Here is a 17690-nt window from a genome sequence, read left to right on the forward strand (position 1 = left end):
GTTGAGCGGAGCTCAAAGGCGGCGGAAGGCGAGAACCCCGCCCCCTCGTCGCGACGTTCGTGGGTGGAGTGGATGGGTGGCTTCTGCGTTTGGTTGAGCGGAGCTCAAGGGCGGCGGAGGGCGAGAAGACCGCTCGCTTGTGGCGCGGCTTGCGGGTGGGTTGGGGCGTCAGCGGTCGGTGGTGCCCGACTTGTCGTCGAGGTCGAGTTCGACGGTGATGACGCGGTCGTGTTCGTGGGCGAGGTAGGCGGCGTCGCGGAGGGCTCCGGCGTCGCGCAAAGCGTCGAGTTCGGCGACCGCGCGCTCGACGGCGGCCGCTCGCTCCTCGTCGGTCTCGTCGGTCTCCGGCTCCTCGTCGCCGGGGAGCTCGGTGCTTTCGGTCTGCTCGGCAGCGGGCACACCGGATGCGGCCCCCGCGACCGGCACCACGAGCGCGAGCTTCGCCCCCTGCTCGGGCTGGGCCGGCTCCTCGAGCGCGGCGAGCAGTTCACGGCCCGTGATCTCGCGGGGTGACTCCTCGATGGCCACGAGCTCCGGGAACAGGTTCTCGCTGCTCAGAGCGCCGAGCTTGCGGGCCGTGGGGAACACCTGGCGTTCGAAGGAGCCGATGAAGGCGTTGTAGTCCTTCACCGTGCGATCGATCGTGCGGCCGAGCTTGTCGATGTGCTGCGCCGTCTTGCCGAGGCGTGCGTAGAGCTGCTGGCTGAGGTCGAACAGCTGCCGGGCTTCCTGGGTGAGGACGTCCTGCTGCCAGCTGAACGCCACCGTCTTGAGCACCGACCACAGCGTCACGGGTGAGGCGAGCGCCACCTTCTTGCCGAAGGCGAACTCCATGATCGAGGGGTCAGCCTCGAGCGCGCTCGACACGAGCGACTCGCTCGGGATGAACGCGATCACGAGCTCCGGCGAGGCCTCCAGCCCGTTCCAGTAGCCCTTGGTGCCGAGCGCCGTGATGTGGTCGCGCAGTGCCTTCACGTGCTTCTTCATGAGCTGTGTGCGGTGCTCGCCCTCGATGCCGGTGGCGGAGGCCGGGATGGCCGAGGCCTCGAGGTAGGCGTCGAAGGGCACTTTCGCGTCGACCGCGATGTTCTTGCCGCCCGGGAGGTGCACCACCATGTCGGGCCGGCCGGCACCGGAGTCGCTCAGGATGCTCGTCTGCACGTCGAAGTCGACCCGCTCGATGAGGCCGGCGGCCTCCACGACGCTCCGCAGCTGCGTCTCGCCCCACACGCCGCGGGTGCTGTTGGAGCGCAGCGCGGAGGCGAGCGATTCTGCGGTGGACCGCAGCCGCTCCTCCGACTCGGTGGCCGACTTCAGCTGCTGGCTGAGCTCGCCGTACTGCTGCTGGCGCTGCGTCTCGAGCTCGACGACCTTCTCCTGCACGGCCTTCAGGCTCTCGCGCACGGGGCTGAGCGCCACGAGCACCTTGCCGTCTTCTTCGATGCGTGCCGCCTCGGCCTCCTTGAGAGCCCGCAGGCGCTCCTGGAACTCGGCGAGCCGCTCCTCCTGCGCCGCGATCTGGGCGGCGTACTGCGTCTCCTGCTGGAGCAGCCGCTCCCGCGACTGCTCCTTCGCGAAGCCGAGCTGCGCGTCGAACTGCTCGCGGGCGAGCGTCGTCTGTTCCCGGTGCGCCAGCGCGGTGGCCTCGGCCTGCTCGCGCAGGGCCGTCGCCGTGGCGTCGAGCGCGGCGAGCCGAGCCTGCAGGGTCGAGCGCTCCTCGACGAGCTGCTCGACACGCCCCCGCACCTCGGTGAGGTCGGCGGAGCGCTCGGCGAGGGCGGTCTGGAGCGCGGCATCCGCGCCACCCGGCGCATCCGCCCGGAGACCGCGGACGATCAGCCAGCCGCCGACCGCGCCGAGGGCGAGGCCGATCAGGAGTCCGATGACGAGGGGGAGGAGTGCATCCATGCTGACAGTGTGTCACCGACCTCCGACAGCGCATTCACGCCACGGCGCAGACCCTCTAGGCTGGCTGAAAAGCTCATCGATGAGCCGCTCGCAGTAGAGGAATCCCCAACCATGTCTGAAGCACTCTCCGTCGTCGACGTCGAATCCGCAGCCCAGGAGCTGCCGGTCGTGAACCACTGGGTGGGGGGCGCCGAGCTCGTCTCCACGAGCGGGCGCACGGCTCCGGTCTACGACCCGGCCCTCGGCATCCGCACGAAGAACGTCGCCCTGGCGAACGGGGCCGAGATCGACGCGGCCGTCGCCGCCGCCAAGGCCGCGTTCCCGGCCTGGCGCGACACCTCGATCACCCGCCGCCAGCAGGTCGTCTTCGCGTTCCGCGAGCTGCTGAACGCGCGCAAGGGCGAGCTGGCCGAGATCCTCACGAGCGAGCACGGCAAGGTGCTGTCGGATGCCGCGGGCGAGATCACCCGCGGGCTCGAGGTCGTGGAGCTCGCCACCGGGTTCCCGCACCTGCTGAAGGGCGAGTACTCCGAGAACGTCTCCACGGGCGTCGACGTGTACTCCACGAAGCAGCCGCTCGGCGTGGTGGGCATCATCAGCCCCTTCAACTTCCCGGCGATGGTGCCGATGTGGTTCTTCCCCATCGCGATCGCCGCGGGCAACACCGTGGTGCTGAAGCCGAGTGAGAAAGACCCGAGCGCGGCGAACTGGCTGGCCGCCCTGTTCAGCGAGGCCGGGCTGCCCGACGGCGTGTTCAATGTGCTGCACGGCGACAAGGAGGCCGTCGACGGCCTGCTCGAGCACAAGGACGTGAAGTCGATCTCCTTCGTCGGCTCCACCCCCATCGCGCACTACATCTACGAGACCGCGGCGCGCAACGGCAAGCGCGTGCAGGCTCTCGGAGGGGCGAAGAACCACATGCTGGTGCTTCCGGATGCCGACCTCGACCTGGCCGCCGACGCCGCGATCAACGCGGGGTTCGGTTCTGCGGGGGAGCGGTGCATGGCGATCTCGGTGCTGGTGGCGGTCGACACGATCGCCGACGAGCTGGTGGCGAAGATCCGGCAGCGGATGAGCGGGCTGAAGATCGGCGACGGCCGGCGCTCCTGCGACATGGGTCCGCTGGTCACCGAGGTGCACCGCGACAAGGTGGCCTCCTACATCGACGTGGCGACGGAGGACGGCGCCACCGTCGTCGTCGACGGCCGCGGGGTCGAGGTCGACGGGGCCGCCGACGGGTTCTGGCTCGGCCCGACCCTCATCGACAACGTGCCGACCACGTCGAAGGTCTACCTCGACGAGATCTTCGGGCCGGTGCTCTCGGTGGTGCGCGTGCATTCCTACGAGGAGGGCGTCGACCTCATCAACAACGGCGCCTACGGCAACGGCACGGCGATCTTCACGAACGACGGGGGAGCGGCACGCCGCTTCCAGAACGAGGTCGAGGTGGGCATGATCGGCATCAACGTGCCGATCCCGGTGCCGGTGGCCTACCACTCCTTCGGTGGTGTGAAGGACTCGATCTTCGGCGACTCGAAGGCCTACGGCCTCGCGGGCTTCCGCTTCTTCACCCAGGAGAAGGCCATCACCTCGCGCTGGCTCGACCCCTCGCACGGCGGAATCAACCTGGGCTTCCCCCAGAACTGAGCCCGGTGTGGCCGGCGGATGGAGACCTCTCCGTCTAGCCGGCCACCCGGCGCAGATCGCGATCGGCGATCACGTCGGTGCGGCGGCTTCGCCGGCGGTACAGCACGCGTTGCACTCCGAGCGTCACGGTGCCCGCCGCCACGATCGCCGCGAGGTTGATGGCGAGCTGCAGCAGTGATCCGCCCACCTCGCCCGGCACCCCGAGCGCCAAGGCGACGGCCGCGTTGCCCGCCGCCGGGATGGTGGTCACCGAGATCAGCACGCCCACGAGCGCACCGGACTTCGCGGTCGTGAGCGAGAGCATCCCGGCGACTCCGGCGAGAACGCCGATCACCCAGGACAGGGCGTCCGGGGCCCAGATGAAGTCGGTCTGCGGGCGCGGGGCCGTGAGCATCCCGGCATCCGCGAGCCCGATCGCCGCGAGCCCCCAGGTGGCCAGCACGGTGCCGGCCATGCCGACGGCGAAGCCCACGGCGATGGCGAGCAGCGCCGAGCCCGCCATGCGCGGCCGGCGGCGCACGAGGGCCACGCAGAGCGCGGCGAGCGGCCCGAAGTCCGGCCCCACGACCATGGCGCCGATCACGAGGATCGGCTGGTCGTTGAGCACGCCGATGCCCGCGATGACGATCGCGATGGTCATGAAGATGAGGTAGCTCGCGCTCAGCCGGGTCTCCTCGCCCGTGCGCTGCTCGATGTCCTCCCAGACCACGGCGTCGCCCGGCTGCCCGGCGGCGGAGCGGTCGGCGCGCTCGGCGTTGTCGCTGATGACGGCGCCGATGTCGTCGATCACGATCGCCCCGCCGTCGCAGACGCCGGCCGCCCGGATGCGCTCGATCACGGCGCTCGCCGACTCGCGCGCGACGTCGGCCACGACGACGTCGCCGGGCGGCTTCGCGGCGGCGCCCGGCAGCACCATGACGTGGGCGACGTCCGGGTCGTCGGAGAGGAAGCGCACGAGCTCCTCGGTCAGGCTCGCGGGGGAGATCACGCGCAATTGCTTCATGAGCACAATGTAGGCGCAGGAGGCGAAGCTAGGATGGTCGACCGTGGCTTTAACTATCGCGATCGTCGGACTCCCCAACGTGGGCAAGTCCACCCTGTTCAACGCCCTCACCAAGAACCAGGTCCTGGCGGCGAACTATCCGTTCGCCACCATCGAGCCGAACGTGGGCGTGGTGAACCTGCCCGACGCGCGCCTGAGTGCGCTGGCTGAGATCTTCGGCAGCGAGCGCATCCTGCCGGCGCCGGTGTCGTTCGTCGACATCGCGGGCATCGTGAAGGGCGCGAGCGAGGGCGAGGGGCTCGGCAACAAGTTCCTCGCCAACATCCGGGAGGCGGATGCGATCGCGCAGGTCATCCGCGGATTCGAAGACCCGGATGTCGTGCACGTCGACGGCAAGGTCGACGCGGCCAGCGACATGGAGACCATCAACACCGAGCTCGTGCTCGCCGACCTGCAGACCCTCGAGAAGGCCGAAGCGCGCTACGAGAAGGAGGTGCGCGGCAAGAAGCTCGAGCCGATCGTGCTCTCGACAGCGGTCGCCGCGCGCGAATACCTCGACACCGGCAAGCCGCTCTCGACCTCGACGATCGACCTCGAGCCGATCAAGGAGCTCGGCCTGCTCACGGCCAAGCCCTTCATCTACGTGTTCAACGTCGACGAGGCCATCCTGAACGACGCCGCCCGCAAGGCTGCGCTGGCCGCCCTGGTGGCGCCCGCTCAGGCGATCTTCCTCGACGCGAAGCTCGAGTCGGAGCTCATCGACCTCGAACCGGAGGACGCCGCGGAGTTGCTCGCGTCGACCGGGCAGGACGAGAGCGGCCTCGACCAGCTCGCCCGCATCGGCTTCGACACGCTGGGCCTGCAGACCTACCTCACGGCGGGCCCGAAGGAGACGCGCGCCTGGACCATCGGCAAGGGCTGGACGGCTCCGCAGGCGGCGGGCGTCATCCACACCGACTTCCAGAAGGGCTTCATCAAGGCCGAGATCATCTCCTTCGACGACCTCGTCGCCACCGGCTCGATCGCCGAGGCCCGCGCGAAGGGCAAGGCCCGCATCGAGGGCAAGGACTACGTCATGCAGGACGGCGACGTCGTCGAGTTCCGCTTCAACAACTGATCGCCGAGGTCACGCGGCTCGCGACAGCATCCCAGACGTGGTCGTCTTCTGAATCAGGGGGTCTCGCATGACCGAACCATCACTTCCTTCCCCGCCTGTTGCGGCGGCGCCCGGGGTTCCCACGGGAGTGCCCGTCGGGGTGGCGCCGAAGACGAATCTGCTCGCGCTGGTCGGGTTCATCGGCGCCTTCGTCGTGCCGATCGTGGGGCTCGTGCTCGGCATCATCGCCACGCGGCAGCTGAGCTTCACCTCGAACACTGAAGGCGGGCGCGGTCTCGCGCGCTGGGCGGTCATCGTGGGCGCTCTCGGAACGACGGTGCAAGCGGCCTTCTTCATCACCTGGCTGGCGCTCTTCATCACGCTCCTCACGAGCCATCCGACCGGATGACCGTCGCCAGGGGAGTTCCGCACGGCCCGCACGCCACGGCGGCCCTCTTTCATGGCTGCCCGACCCAGTAGATGATGCCGAGGCGGGAACAGAGGGCGGTATTGCTGCATCTGTGGGAAGTCCTCGCGTCGTCGCCGGGCGTGGAGAACCCGCTTGCTAGGGTCGAGCGCGAGCAGCGCGGCGCGCGGATGCGCGGCACGACAGGAGGGGAACCGATGCAGGAGCACCGACACAAGCACATGATCACGGTGGTGCGGAACGGGCGGCTGAACCCCGACGTGCGGCTCTGGACGGGCATCGCCGCCGTGACGGTCGCCGGGCTGACGCTCGCCGAGTTCCTGGTGCAGGTGTTTCTGGTGGGCGCGCGGCCGGCGCTCGACGACTCCGACGCCCTCGCCGCGTTCATGGCGCGCACCGCGAACGAGACCCTCGTCACGATCCTCATCGACACCTTCCTGATGGCCGCGCTGATCGTCTTCCTCGGCGGCTTCCGGCAGATCGTGACGCACACCCGCCCCGACCTGCAGTGGATCGCCGACCTCGCCTTCGGCGCCGGTCTGCTGTTCGTGGGCGTGACGCTCGTGGGTGACGGCATGGAGGGCGGCACGGCGCTCGACACCATGGGCCTCACCCCCGACCCCTCGTCGTTGCGCGCGCTCACCGTGGGTCACACGCTGCTGTTCGGGTCGATCGGGTGCACGCTCAACGCGATGATCGCCGCCGCCTCGGGCTACGTCATCCTGGCCTCGGATGCGCTCCCGCGCTGGACCGGCTGGGTCGCCTACGCGACGGCCGGCCTCAATCTGCTCTCGGTTCCGACGATGTTCGGCGGCACGAGCCCCGACTCCTTCTTCGCCGCCGGGGGAGCGGCCACGGCGATGCTCGCGACCTTCCCGTGGCTCGTCTGGGTGGTCTGCGTGGGCTTCGTGTGCATCCGTGACCGCCGCCGACTGCGCGAGCTGCCCGCGGCGATGCAGGCGCAGGTGACGGGTGCCGTCGCTCTGGCGGACTGAGACGCGCGCTGGTAGAACTTGCAGAAATAGCGAGGAGCGACACCGAACAGGGTGTCGCTCCTCGCTAGTTCTGCAGTGAGATCCCGTGGCTGCTCAGTCGGCCTTCTTCTCCGAGGAAGAGGTCGAGGACTCGCCGGAGCCCACCGAGGTGAGTTCCGCATCCGTCCAGGTGTCGCTGTCGCTCGCATCGGCGTCCGCGTCGGTGTCGCTCGGGTCGCCGGCGCCCTTCTTCGGCGCCTCGATCCGCGGACCGCGGCCCTCACGGTAGACCGAGGTCTCGAGGCCGGGGTGGCGACGGCTCTGCACGACGAAGAGCACGATGCCGAGCAGGATCGCGACGAACGAGGCCCAGATGTTGGCGGGGATGCCGAGGAAGCCGTCGCTCGTGGGGTCGATGCGGATGGCCTCGAGCCAGCTGCGGCCGAGGCCGTACCAGATGAGGTAGAGAGCGAACAGCTTGCCCCAGCGCAGGCGGAAGCGGCGCTCGAGGAGGAGCAGCAGAGCGACGCCCACGAGGTTCCAGATGATCTCGTAGAGGAAGAGCGGGTGGAACAGCGTGTCGGCAGGAAGGCCCGCGGGGAACGCGGGGCTCACCTTCGGATCGATCTGCAGTCCCCACGGAAGCGTCGTGGGGAGGCCGTAGAGCTCCTGGTTGAACCAGTTGCCGAGGCGGCCCAGCGCCTGCGCCACGAGCATCGCCGGGGCGAGCGCGTCGGCGAACGACCAGAGGCGGATGCCCGTGATGCGGCAGCCGATGTAGGCGCCGAGCGCTCCGCCGATGAGCGAGCCGTACAGCGCGTTGCCGCCGTCCCAGATCTGCACGACCTTCCAGAGGTCGGCGCCGGGATAGAAGTAGTCGCCCACGTGGGTGAGCACGTGGTAGACGCGAGCGCCGATGATGCCGAGCGGCACCGCCCAGAGCACGATGTCGATCACGATGCCGGATTCGCCGCCGCGCTTGGTGAGGCGGTGGTTCACGATGAACATCGCCGCGATGATGCCCGCGAGGATGCAGAGTGCGTAGGTGTGGATCGTCAGCCCGAACACGGGGAACGAGGCGAAGGCCTGGTCGGGACTCGGGATGCTTAGCGGGGCGATGATCGTCGACCTTTCAGGCGGCAGCGGGGACGTGCGCAGACAGCGGCACGAGAATTCTAGATGCTCCGGCGGCGAACTGCAGGCCGACTCGATGCGCAGACCGTAGCCAAAAGCTCAGGGCGCGGGTAAGCTGGTCCCAGTTGTTGTGTTACCCATGAATCTTGAATAGGGTCTTCGCCTCGGTTTCGGGGCAGGGCTTGTTTTTCTGAGGAGCGGAACAAAGTACACCGCGACGGTAGGTTCCGACAGGCGGAACCGCTTACCTCGAAAAGAGAAAACAATGCCTCAAGGCACCGTGAAATGGTTCAACTCCGAAAAGGGCTTCGGCTTCATCTCCCCCGATGACGGTGGAGAAGACGTGTTCGCCCACCACTCCGGCATCACCGGCAACGGCTACAAGAACCTCGAAGAGAACCAGCGCGTCGAGTTCGACGTCACCCAGGGCCGCAAGGGCCTGCAGGCCGAGAACATCACGCCCATCGCGTAGTTCTCCCCTTCGAAGAACCCGCGTCCGCTTCGGCGGCGCGGGTTTTTTCGTGCCCGCGGTCACCCCGACCGGGGCAGGACCGGGGCAGGATTGACGCTCGGTGTTCACCGTGTCCCGGGTCAATCCGCAGGTTCACCCCCTAAGTTGAGAACATCTGAACGAGGGCAATTCGCTCGCACCGCGGCTGTGAAGTCGAACACGACTCCAGTGAGAAGGCCCAGTGAGCATCACCAACAGCCCCACCCCGCGCGCCACATCCCCCCGGAAGACAGGGGCCGCGCATCCGACGGCCGCCTATTCCGAGCTGCTGGCCACGGTGAAGGACATGGGATTGCTGCGAAAGCGCCGCACCTTCTACATCGTGATGTTCTCGGTGCTCGTTCTCGCCCTGCTGGGCGCCGGAGTCGGCTTCGTGCTGCTGGGTGACACCTGGTACCAGCTGCTGATCGCGGGCGCACTCGGCATCATCTTCACCCAGTTCGCCTTCTTGGCTCACGAGGCCTCGCACCGTCAGGTGTTCGAGTCGGGCAAGGCCAACGACCGCGCCGGCCGCACCCTCGCCACCGCCTTCGTGGGCATGAGCTACACCTGGTGGATGACGAAGCACACCCGCCACCACGGCAACCCGAACACCGTGGGCAAAGACCCCGACATCGACCCCGACACCGTGGTGTTCCTCGAAGAGGATGCTGCCAAGACGCGCGGAATCGCCGCCTGGCTGGTGCGCCGCCAGGGCTGGGCGCTCTACCCGCTGCTGCTGCTCGAGGGCATCAACCTGCACTACCTGTCGTTCAAGACGCTGTTCGCCCGCGGACCGGTGCAGGGCCGCAAGCTCGAGCTCTGGTTCATCGGTGTGCGCCTCGTCGCCTACATCGCGGTCGTCTTCTACTTCCTTCCCATCGGCATGGCGTTCGCCTTCCTCGGCGTGCAGCTGGCCGTGTTCGGCCTCTACATGGGAGCATCCTTCGCCCCCAACCACGTGGGCATGACGATCTTCCCGGCCGGCTCGCGCGTCGACTTCCTCTCGAAGCAGGTGCTCTCCTCCCGCAACATCAAGGGCGGCTGGGGCATGACCATCTTCATGGGCGGCCTCGACCTGCAGACCGAGCACCACCTCTTCCCGTCGATGCCCCGGCCGCACCTGGTGAAGGTGCGCCCGATCGTCGAGGAGTACTGCGCCACGCACAAGATCCCGTACACGCAGACCTCGCTGCTCGAGGCGCACAAGCAGGTCATCACCTACATGAACAAGGTGGGTCTCGCCGCTCCCGACCCCTTCGACTGCCCCCTGGTCAACCAGTACCGCGTGCGACGCGCCTGATCGAGGGCGATCGCTCCTGACGATCGGCGCTATGCTCGTTCGCGAGGCGCCTCGAGCACTTCACCACAACTGAATACCGCCGGCCATCAGGCCGACGCGGGAGAGCCGTCCGGGCAGTCCAGCCCGGTGGCACCGAAGGAGCAATCCTCTCCGATAATCTCTCAGGTCCCCGTACCGCGTCGAACTGGCCACTCTGGAAAGCAGTCCGCGGCATTGACAGCGGCTCGCCCACGGTGAAAGCGTCGAACGACCGGGATGCCGGGCGCGACGTGAATCTCTCAGGCACGATGACAGAGGGGGAGTTCTCACGAGCGCACAGCGCTCCCGACCCGCGCAGGGGCGACTCTGCGACGACACCGGAGAACTCATGACGACGCCAGTGGATTCACCGCACCTCCTGCAGCACGGCACGCCGGGCGAGCCCGCCCAGGCCGACGCCTCCGCGCCCCGCTACTCGCCTCTGCACGCCGTGCACGTGGCCGCCGGTGCCACCTTCACCGACTTCGCCGGCTGGCAGATGCCGGTGCGCTACTCGAGCGACCTCGCCGAGCACCACGCGGTGCGCTCGTCGGCGGGCCTGTTCGACCTCTCGCACATGGCGGAGTTCCGCGTGAGCGGCCCGCAGGCGGGCGCCTTCCTCGACTTCGCGCTCGCCGGGCGTCTCTCGGCGATCGAGCTCGGGCAGGCCAAGTACAGCCTGCTGCTGGCGCCCACGGGCGGTATCATCGACGATCTCGTGGTGTACCGCGTCGGCGACGCGGAGTTCTTCGTGGTGGCCAACGCCTCCAACCGGGCGCCCGTCGCCGCCGCCCTCGCGGAGCGAGCGGACGGCTTCGACGCCGTGCTGGCCGACGAGAGCGACGGGGTGGCGCTGATCGCGGTGCAGGGCCCGGCCTCGCTCGGCATCCTCGAGGCCGCCGCCGGGGTCGACGTCCCCGGGCTCGCCGAGCTCGGCTACTACCGCTGCCTCCCGGGCACCTTCGAGGGCGAACGGATTCTCGTGGCCCGCACCGGCTACACCGGCGAGGACGGCTTCGAGCTCTACCTGCATCCGGATGCCGCCGAAGCGCTCTGGAACGCGATCGTCGCCGCCGGATCCGCCGCCGGCCTCGTTCCCGCCGGACTCGCGAGCCGCGACACCTTGCGCCTCGAGGCCGGCATGCCGCTGTACGGCCACGAGCTCTCGCTCGAGACCTTCCCCTCGCAGGCGGGGCTCGGCCGGGTGCCCGTGCTCTCGAAGCCCGACTTCGTGGGCAAGGCGGCCCTGGAGGCCGGAGCCCCCGAGGGCGCTCCTGTTCTCGTGGGGCTCGTCGCCGAGGGCAAGCGCGCCGCGCGCGCCGACTACGCCGTGTACGCGCCCGCGGATGGCGGCGGAGCCCCCGACACCGACACCCCGATCGGCCTCGTCACGAGCGGCGCCCTGTCGCCGACCCTCGGGCATCCGGTCGCCCTGGCCTACGTCGACCCACGGTACGCAGAACCCGGCACCGTCGTGAGCGTCGACATCCGGGGCAAACGCCTCGATTTCCGCACCACCCCCCTCCCGTTCTACCGCCGGAAGAAGGACTGACATGCCCGAACAGAACGAACTCCGCTACACCGCCGAGCACGAGTGGGTGCTGGTGGACGGCACCACGGCCACGATCGGCATCACCGCCTACGCCGCCGCCCAGCTCGGCGACATCGTCTACCTCGACCTGCCGGACGCCGGCACCGAGGTCTCGGGCGGCACCGTCGTGGGCGAGATCGAGAGCACCAAGTCGGTCGGCGAGCTCTTCGCCCCCGTCGACGGCACGGTGCTCGAGAAGAACTCCGCCGTTGGGGACTCGCCCGAGCTCGTGAACAGCGACCCGCTGGGCGAGGGCTGGCTGCTCAAGGTGGAGTTCAGCGCGCTGCCGCCGCTGCTCAGCTTCGACGAGTACTCCGCGCTGATCGGCGAGTGACCGGATGACAGACCCTACTGCCCTCTCCCCGTCCGCCTTCTCCTCGCGCCACATCGGCACGGATGCCCGGGCGCAGGCCCGCATGCTGGAGGCCGTGGGCTACGCGAGCGTCGCCGAGCTGATGGCCGCGGCGGTGCCGCGCAGCATCCAGCTCGACCGCTCGCTCGGCGAGTCGTTGATCCCGGATGCCGCCACCGAGCGTGAGGCGGTCGCGGAGCTGCGGGAGCTCGCCTCCCGCAACACCGTGGCGAAGTCGTATCTCGGCCTCGGCTACTACGACACCGTCACCCCCGCCGTCATCAAGCGCAACGTGCTCGAGAACCCCAGCTGGTACACCGCGTACACGCCCTACCAGCCCGAGATCTCGCAGGGGCGGCTCGAGGCGCTGATCAACTTCCAGACGATGGTCTCCGACCTCACCGGGCTCGCCACGGCGAACGCCTCGATGCTCGACGAGTCCACCGCGGCCGTCGAGGGGATGCTCCTGGCGCGCCGGGCGAGCAAGTCCACCTCGGCGCGGTTCATCGTCGACGCCGACGCCTTCCCGCAGACCAAGTCGCTGCTGCGCTCCCGCGCCGAGGCCGTGGGCATCGAGATCGTGGAGCTCGTGCTCGACGCGGTCGACCACCCGTCGCACCACGCGCATCCGCTCGCCTCGGCGGTCGCGGGGCCGGACGGCGCGTTCGGCGTGTTCGTGCAGTACCCCGGCGCCTCCGGCCGGGTCTGGGACCCGGCCGACGTGATCTCGATCGTGCACGAGGCCGGCGGCATCGCGGTGGTGGCGGCCGATCTGCTCGCGCTCACCCTGCTGCGCGCGCCCGGCGAGCTCGGTGCCGACGTGGCCGTCGGCACCACCCAGCGCTTCGGCGTGCCGATGGGCTTCGGTGGCCCGCACGCCGGCTACATGTCGGTGCGCGCGGGTCTCGAGCGGCAACTGCCCGGCCGGCTCGTCGGCGTGAGCGTGGATGCGGCCGGCCACCCCGCCTACCGGCTCAGTCTGCAGGCGCGCGAGCAGCACATCCGGCGCGAGAAGGCCACTTCGAACATCTGCACCGCCCAGGTGCTGCTGGCCGTGATGGCCGGCATGTACGCGGTCTACCACGGGCCCGACGGGCTGCGCGCGATCGCCCGGCAGGTGGCCTGGCACGCCGGGCTGCTGGCGTCGTACCTGGAGGAGCTCGGCATCGAACTGACGCATGACGAGTTCTTCGACACTCTGCTCGCCCGCGTTCCCGGGCGAGCGGATGCGGTGGTCGCGGCCGCGAAGGAGCTCGGCGCGAACCTGCTGCGGGTCGACGCCGACACGGTGGGCGTCTCGGTCGACGAGACCACCACCCTCGCCGACGTGCATCTCGTGGCGCGCGCCTTCGGCGGCCCCGAGTCGCGGGACTTCGCCTTCGTGGCCCGGGGAGCGGAGCGACTGCCCGCGCACCTGGCTCGCGAGAGCGACTTCCTCACGCATCCGGTGTTCAACACGCACCGCTCCGAGACGAGCATGATGCGCTACCTCAAGCGTCTCGCCGACTACGACTACGCGCTCGACCGCGGGATGATCCCGCTCGGCTCGTGCACGATGAAGCTCAACGCGGCCTCGGAGATGGAGGCCGTCACCTGGAGCGAGTTCGCCGGCGTGCATCCCTTCGCCCCGAAGAGCGACGTGAGCGGCTACCTCGAGCTCATCGACCAGCTCGAGCGCTGGCTCGCCGAGGTGACGGGCTACGACACGGTGTCGCTGCAGCCGAACGCGGGCAGCCAGGGCGAGCTCGCGGGACTGCTCGCCATCCGCGGCTACCACCGTTCACGGGGCGAGCTGCAGCGCACGGTGTGCCTCATCCCCTCGAGCGCGCACGGCACGAACGCCGCCTCCGCGGTGCTCGCGGGCATGAAGGTGGTCGTGGTCGCCTGCGACGAGCTCGGCAACGTCGACCTCGGCGACCTGCGCGAGAAGATCGCGGCCCACGCCTCCGAGCTCGCCGCGCTCATGATCACCTACCCGTCGACCCACGGCGTCTACGAGCACGAGGTCACCGAGATCTGCCGGCTCGTGCACGAGGCCGGCGGCCAGGTCTACGTCGACGGGGCGAACCTCAACGCGCTGCTCGGCTTCGCCCGCTTCGGCGACTTCGGCGGAGACGTCTCGCACCTCAACCTGCACAAGACCTTCTGCATCCCGCACGGCGGCGGCGGGCCCGGAGTCGGTCCGGTGGCCGCCAAGGCGCACCTGGCTGCATTCCTTCCGGGGCATATCTTCGCGCAGGACGCCACGCACCCCCTCGCCGACGGCTCCCGGGTGGTGCACGGCGGGGCTCCGGTCTCGGCCGCGCCCTACGGCAGCCCGAGCATCCTGCCCATCAGCTGGGCCTACGTGCGCATGATGGGAATGCGGGGGCTCGCGGATGCGACGGCGGCGGCCGTGCTCGCCGCGAACTACATCGCGGCGCGGCTCGCACCGTACTTCCCGGTGCTCTACACGGGCGACAACGGCCTGGTGGCCCACGAGTGCATCCTCGACCTGCGCGGGATCACCCAGGAGTCGGGGGTCTCGGTCGACGACGTCGCGAAGCGGCTGATCGACTACGGGTTCCACGCGCCGACGATGAGCTTCCCTGTGGCCGGAACCCTGATGGTCGAGCCGACGGAGAGCGAGGACCTGGCCGAGATCGACCGCTTCATCGACGCGATGATCGCCATCAAGGGCGAGATCGACGCGGTGGCGGCGGGGGAGTGGCCGGTCGAGGACAACCCGCTGCGCGGTGCCCCGCACACCGCGGAGTCCGTGGTGTCGTCGGAGTGGGCGCATCCTTACGCCCGTGAGCGGGCCGTGTACCCGGTCCACTCTCTGGTGCGGGGCAAGTACTGGCCGCCCGTGCGCCGCATCGACCAGGCCTACGGCGACCGCAACCTGGTCTGCGCCTGCCCGCCGCCGGAGGCCTTCGAGTAGCAGCCCTTCGCGGGTGCGAGCGCCTTCGTGTGGTCTGGGCGGGCGTCCGGTTTTTGCAGGAATAGTCTCGAGCGTCGAAAACAGCCCGCCGCTCGAGGCTATTTCTGCAAAAGCCGAACCCATGGCACAATCTGAGCATGTCTCATCTCGAGGAGATCATCGCCCGTGTCGGTGGCGTGGCGCCGGTCGCGCAGCTCTACGCGCTCGGCGCGGCTCCCGTCGAGGTGGACAACGCCGTGCGGAGAGGGCGACTCGTGCGGGTGCGGAGTGGATGGGTGGCGGCGCCGCAGGCGCCCCGTGAGGTGGTGCGTGCGGTGGCGGTGGGCGGCCGGCTCTCGTGCGTGTCGGTGCTGGAGCGCGAGAAGATCTGGTGCGTGCGGGATCACCGCCTGCACGTGCGGGTGGCGGCAGACGGCCGCGGGGTCACCTCGCCGAACAGCCGGAAGGTGCCGCTCGGCAGGCCCGAGCAGCATGGGCTCGTCGTGCACCGCTCGCGCCGGTCGATGGTGCTCGACGAGCCGCAGGGCGCCGTCGACGGCTTCGAGTGGGCGCTGTTGCACGCGGTCGAGTGTCAATCGCGGATGGACGCCATCGTGAGCCTCGACTCCGCGCTCCACGAGGGTCGCATCACGACCACAGGCCTCCAGTTCCTCCTGAGCGGACTCCCGAAGAGCATTCGTGCGTACCTCGACGTGGTCGACCCCTCCGCGGCCTCGGGCTTGGAGACGAAGGCGCGGCTCGGGCTGCGGAGGATGAACATCCCGTTTCGGAGCCAGGTCAAGATCGAGGGGGTGGGGGCCGTCGACCTCCTGATCGGCGATCGCCTCGTTCTCGAGACCGACGGCGAGGAGTGGCACTCCGGCGCGGAGGCCTACGCCGTCGACCGCGAGCGCGACCTCGCGCTCGTCGAGCGCGGGTACATCGTGATCAGACTCACCTTCGACCAGGTGATGCTCGAGTGGCCGCGCGTCATCGCCGCGGTTCGTGCTCTCGTCGCGCGGCGCGAGCATCGGTGGGCTGCTCGCCATCGCCGGGCGGGCCTCGTCATCGCGATGTGACCGGTTTCTGCAGGAATAGCCTCCAGCGGCGAGCTATTTGCGATGCTCTCGGGTATTCCTGCAAAAACTGGTCACGGTAGCGCGGCGGGTCGGCGCACCGCGTGCGCGGAGGTGTCGGCGGGCCTGCTCGCAGGGGCTCGGCACGGCGGTTTGGTAGGGTGCGAGGCATGCCCGCAGAACGCTCCGCCCGCGTCCGCTCCGCCGTGCTCCGCTCCCTGATCGGAGTGCTCGCCGGAGCGGCTGCCGTCGCGATCGTCGCCGGGCCGGCCTCTGCCGCAGTCGTTGCCGATCCCGTGTTCGACGAGGGAGGATGCGTGATCTACCGCGTCACCGACAACGGCCCGCAGGGCGCCCAGTGCGCCGGGGTGAACCTCACCGGAACGCGGTTCGGCGAGGGCGACTTCCGGGGTGCGAACCTGATCGGGGCGTCCTTCGCCGGGGGCGACGTGCAGGGCGCCGTGTTCGCGGGGGCCAACATCTCGGGCGCCGACTTCAGCGGAACCCGCATCGTCGGGGCCGACTTCACCGGCGCGGGGATCGTGCCCGCCACCGTCGACGTGACGGCGGACGCCTCGGGATCCGCGCCGGTGGCCTTCGACGTCACGCCCCCTCCGGGCCTCACGGTCGATGGATGCTCGATCGTCGGCGCCCCGGTCGACTCCGGCCAGGTGTTCCCCATCGGCACCTCCAACGTGCTCTGCACGATCTCCTCGTCGTTCAAGGGCACCGCGACAGCCGTGATGACCGTGAACGTGGTCGCGTCGGCCACGGCCACCCCCACCGCGACGCCCCTGTTCACGCCGGAGCCCGTCACGGCCACCCCGGTGCCGATCGCGGACTCGCCGAGTGGTTCGGAGACGCCGAACTGGCTCATGATCGGCGGGTTCGTGGGCGGCGGGCTGCTCGTGCTGGTGGGCATCGTGGCGTTCGTCGTCACGAACCGGCGGCCCAAGCCCGACGCCGGCGCCTAGCCGAACAGCGACGGGAACGCCGAGACCGCCCAGGCGTAGCCCACGAACGAGGCGATGTCGATGATCAAGTGCGCGATCACGAGCGGCATCGTGCGCCCCCAGCGCCAGTAGCACCAGCCGAAGACGATCCCCATCACGACGTTGCCGAAGAAGGGCCCGATGCCCTGGTAGAGGTGGTAGCTGCCGCGCAGAACGGCGGCGGCGACGATGATGCGCCACTTGCCCCAGCCGATCTGCCGCAAGCGCGTGAAGAGGTAGCCCACGACGATGAGCTCCTCCTGCAGCGCGGCGCGCAGGGCAGAGAGGATGAGCACGGGGGTGGTCCACCAGTAGGTGTCCAGCGGCGCGGGCACCACGTTCACGGTGAAGCCGAGCGCGCGCCCCACGAAGTACAGGGCGATGCCCGGCACGCCGATCACGAGTACCAGCAGGAGCCCCCGCCCGAGATCGCTCACGGGCTTGCGGGCGTCGAAGCCGAGACGCCGGAACGGGTTGCCGCCCGAGATCGCGAGCAGGTAGAACGCCAGCACCACGGGCATCAGGGCGAAGAAGATCGCGAGCAGCTGGTAGGTCAGGTCGAGCCACGAGCGGTCGCTCAGGGCGCCGTTGATGGTGGCCGTCTGCTCCCCGAGCGGGGTGTCGGCGGTGAGCCTCCCGATCAGGTTGACGATCGAGTAGACGGCGGATGCGCCGAGCGAGACCCCGAGAACGATCCCGAGCTCCGTCCACAGCCTCCGGCGGCGCAAACGGGCCCATTCGGCGGCTCGGGTCATCGCTTAACTTTCTTGCGTCGAA

15 protein-coding genes and 2 riboswitches are annotated in these 17690 nt (G+C 69.4%); of the genes, 11 read left to right on the forward strand and 4 right to left on the reverse strand.

Translation table 11 applies throughout. The features are described 5' to 3' along the window. Positions 1-168: 168 nt before the first annotated feature. Entirely contained in the window at positions 169-1908 is a 1740-nt protein-coding gene (rmuC, locus tag VD659_RS13155) for a DNA recombination protein RmuC (protein ID WP_423261527.1), read from the reverse strand. Positions 1909-2019: 111 nt separating this feature from the next. Here rmuC and VD659_RS13160 point away from each other — a divergent pair, with 111 nt between their 5' ends. After that, positions 2020-3555, forward strand: coding sequence for a CoA-acylating methylmalonate-semialdehyde dehydrogenase (locus VD659_RS13160; RefSeq protein ID WP_423261529.1), 1536 nt, complete (start codon positions 2020-2022; stop codon positions 3553-3555). A gap of 34 nt (positions 3556-3589) precedes the next feature. On the opposite strand, the gene VD659_RS13165 is transcribed toward VD659_RS13160, so the two are convergent. Next, positions 3590-4558 (reverse strand): DUF389 domain-containing protein, encoded by a 969-nt coding sequence (locus tag VD659_RS13165; protein ID WP_423261530.1) that lies wholly within the window; start codon positions 4556-4558, stop codon positions 3590-3592. 43 nt (positions 4559-4601) lie between these two features. Between VD659_RS13165 and ychF the strand changes: the two genes are divergently transcribed. The 3 genes from ychF to VD659_RS13180 all read left to right on the forward strand — a co-directional run bounded on the left by ychF (position 4602) and on the right by VD659_RS13180 (position 7076). Beyond that, a complete protein-coding gene (gene ychF, locus VD659_RS13170; RefSeq protein WP_423261531.1) occupies positions 4602-5675 on the forward strand; it encodes a redox-regulated ATPase YchF in 1074 nt (357 codons plus the stop codon). A 67-nt stretch (positions 5676-5742) separates the two neighbouring features. Continuing rightward, positions 5743-6063, forward strand: coding sequence for a DUF4190 domain-containing protein (locus VD659_RS13175; protein ID WP_423261533.1), 321 nt, complete (start codon positions 5743-5745; stop codon positions 6061-6063). Positions 6064-6278: 215 nt separating this feature from the next. Further along, positions 6279-7076 carry a hypothetical protein gene (locus tag VD659_RS13180; protein WP_423261534.1) on the forward strand — a complete coding sequence of 266 codons (798 nt, stop codon included), beginning with the start codon at positions 6279-6281 and terminating at the stop codon, positions 7074-7076. Between the two features lie 93 nt (positions 7077-7169). Here the strand turns inward: VD659_RS13180 and lgt are convergent, their stop codons facing one another. Further along, the gene (gene lgt, locus VD659_RS13185; RefSeq protein ID WP_423261536.1) at positions 7170-8123 is read right to left on the reverse strand and encodes a prolipoprotein diacylglyceryl transferase; all 954 of its coding nucleotides are present in this window, start codon (positions 8121-8123) and stop codon (positions 7170-7172) included. Positions 8124-8454: 331 nt separating this feature from the next. On the opposite strand from lgt, the gene VD659_RS13190 reads away from it, so the two are divergent. The 7 genes from VD659_RS13190 (at position 8455) to VD659_RS13220 (ending at position 16895) form a co-directional block, all read left to right on the forward strand. Beyond that, entirely contained in the window at positions 8455-8661 is a 207-nt protein-coding gene (locus VD659_RS13190; RefSeq protein WP_137836421.1) for a cold-shock protein, read from the forward strand. 226 nt (positions 8662-8887) lie between these two features. Then, the gene (locus tag VD659_RS13195) at positions 8888-9982 is read left to right on the forward strand and encodes a fatty acid desaturase family protein (protein ID WP_423261716.1); all 1095 of its coding nucleotides are present in this window, start codon (positions 8888-8890) and stop codon (positions 9980-9982) included. 87 nt (positions 9983-10069) lie between these two features. Beyond that, positions 10070-10169, forward strand: a riboswitch (glycine riboswitch). A gap of 1 nt (position 10170) precedes the next feature. Then, positions 10171-10283, forward strand: a riboswitch (glycine riboswitch). A 66-nt stretch (positions 10284-10349) separates the two neighbouring features. Beyond that, complete coding sequence (gene gcvT / locus VD659_RS13200; RefSeq protein WP_423261538.1) at positions 10350-11552, forward strand: glycine cleavage system aminomethyltransferase GcvT; 1203 nt, start codon at positions 10350-10352, stop codon at positions 11550-11552. Between the two features lies 1 nt (position 11553). Continuing rightward, entirely contained in the window at positions 11554-11925 is a 372-nt protein-coding gene (gcvH, locus tag VD659_RS13205; protein WP_423261539.1) for a glycine cleavage system protein GcvH, read from the forward strand. Between the two features lie 4 nt (positions 11926-11929). Beyond that, the gene (gcvP, locus tag VD659_RS13210) at positions 11930-14866 is read left to right on the forward strand and encodes an aminomethyl-transferring glycine dehydrogenase (protein ID WP_423261541.1); all 2937 of its coding nucleotides are present in this window, start codon (positions 11930-11932) and stop codon (positions 14864-14866) included. A 137-nt stretch (positions 14867-15003) separates the two neighbouring features. After that, the gene (locus tag VD659_RS13215; RefSeq protein WP_423261542.1) at positions 15004-15924 is read left to right on the forward strand and encodes an endonuclease domain-containing protein; all 921 of its coding nucleotides are present in this window, start codon (positions 15004-15006) and stop codon (positions 15922-15924) included. A 167-nt stretch (positions 15925-16091) separates the two neighbouring features. After that, positions 16092-16895 (forward strand): pentapeptide repeat-containing protein, encoded by an 804-nt coding sequence (locus VD659_RS13220; protein WP_423261544.1) that lies wholly within the window; start codon positions 16092-16094, stop codon positions 16893-16895. Here the strand turns inward: VD659_RS13220 and VD659_RS13225 are convergent. Continuing rightward, on the reverse strand, positions 16892-17668 hold the full coding sequence (locus VD659_RS13225; protein WP_423261545.1) for a CPBP family intramembrane glutamic endopeptidase: 777 nt from the start codon (positions 17666-17668) through the stop codon (positions 16892-16894). The two genes, VD659_RS13220 and VD659_RS13225, sit on opposite strands and share 4 nt — an antisense overlap. Positions 17669-17690: the final 22 nt, after the last annotated feature.

The organism is Herbiconiux sp. 11R-BC (genome assembly GCF_049472555.1).
Classification (GTDB): domain Bacteria; phylum Actinomycetota; class Actinomycetes; order Actinomycetales; family Microbacteriaceae; genus Herbiconiux.

What these genes read in the sequence shown, in the direction of transcription:
- VD659_RS13190 (WP_137836421.1), top strand. Translation starts at nt 8,455, where the DNA reads ATGCCTCAAGGCACCGTGAAATGGTTCAACTCCGAAAAGGGCTTCGGC.
- gcvP (WP_423261541.1), top strand. Translation starts at nt 11,930, where the DNA reads ATGACAGACCCTACTGCCCTCTCCCCGTCCGCCTTCTCCTCGCGCCAC.
- gcvT (WP_423261538.1), top strand. Translation starts at nt 10,350, where the DNA reads ATGACGACGCCAGTGGATTCACCGCACCTCCTGCAGCACGGCACGCCG.
- VD659_RS13225 (WP_423261545.1), bottom strand. Translation starts at nt 17,668, where the DNA reads ATGACCCGAGCCGCCGAATGGGCCCGTTTGCGCCGCCGGAGGCTGTGG.
- VD659_RS13180 (WP_423261534.1), top strand. Translation starts at nt 6,279, where the DNA reads ATGCAGGAGCACCGACACAAGCACATGATCACGGTGGTGCGGAACGGG.
- VD659_RS13160 (WP_423261529.1), top strand. Translation starts at nt 2,020, where the DNA reads ATGTCTGAAGCACTCTCCGTCGTCGACGTCGAATCCGCAGCCCAGGAG.
- rmuC (WP_423261527.1), bottom strand. Translation starts at nt 1,908, where the DNA reads ATGGATGCACTCCTCCCCCTCGTCATCGGACTCCTGATCGGCCTCGCC.
- gcvH (WP_423261539.1), top strand. Translation starts at nt 11,554, where the DNA reads ATGCCCGAACAGAACGAACTCCGCTACACCGCCGAGCACGAGTGGGTG.
- VD659_RS13220 (WP_423261544.1), top strand. Translation starts at nt 16,092, where the DNA reads ATGCCCGCAGAACGCTCCGCCCGCGTCCGCTCCGCCGTGCTCCGCTCC.
- VD659_RS13215 (WP_423261542.1), top strand. Translation starts at nt 15,004, where the DNA reads ATGTCTCATCTCGAGGAGATCATCGCCCGTGTCGGTGGCGTGGCGCCG.
- VD659_RS13175 (WP_423261533.1), top strand. Translation starts at nt 5,743, where the DNA reads ATGACCGAACCATCACTTCCTTCCCCGCCTGTTGCGGCGGCGCCCGGG.
- VD659_RS13165 (WP_423261530.1), bottom strand. Translation starts at nt 4,558, where the DNA reads ATGAAGCAATTGCGCGTGATCTCCCCCGCGAGCCTGACCGAGGAGCTC.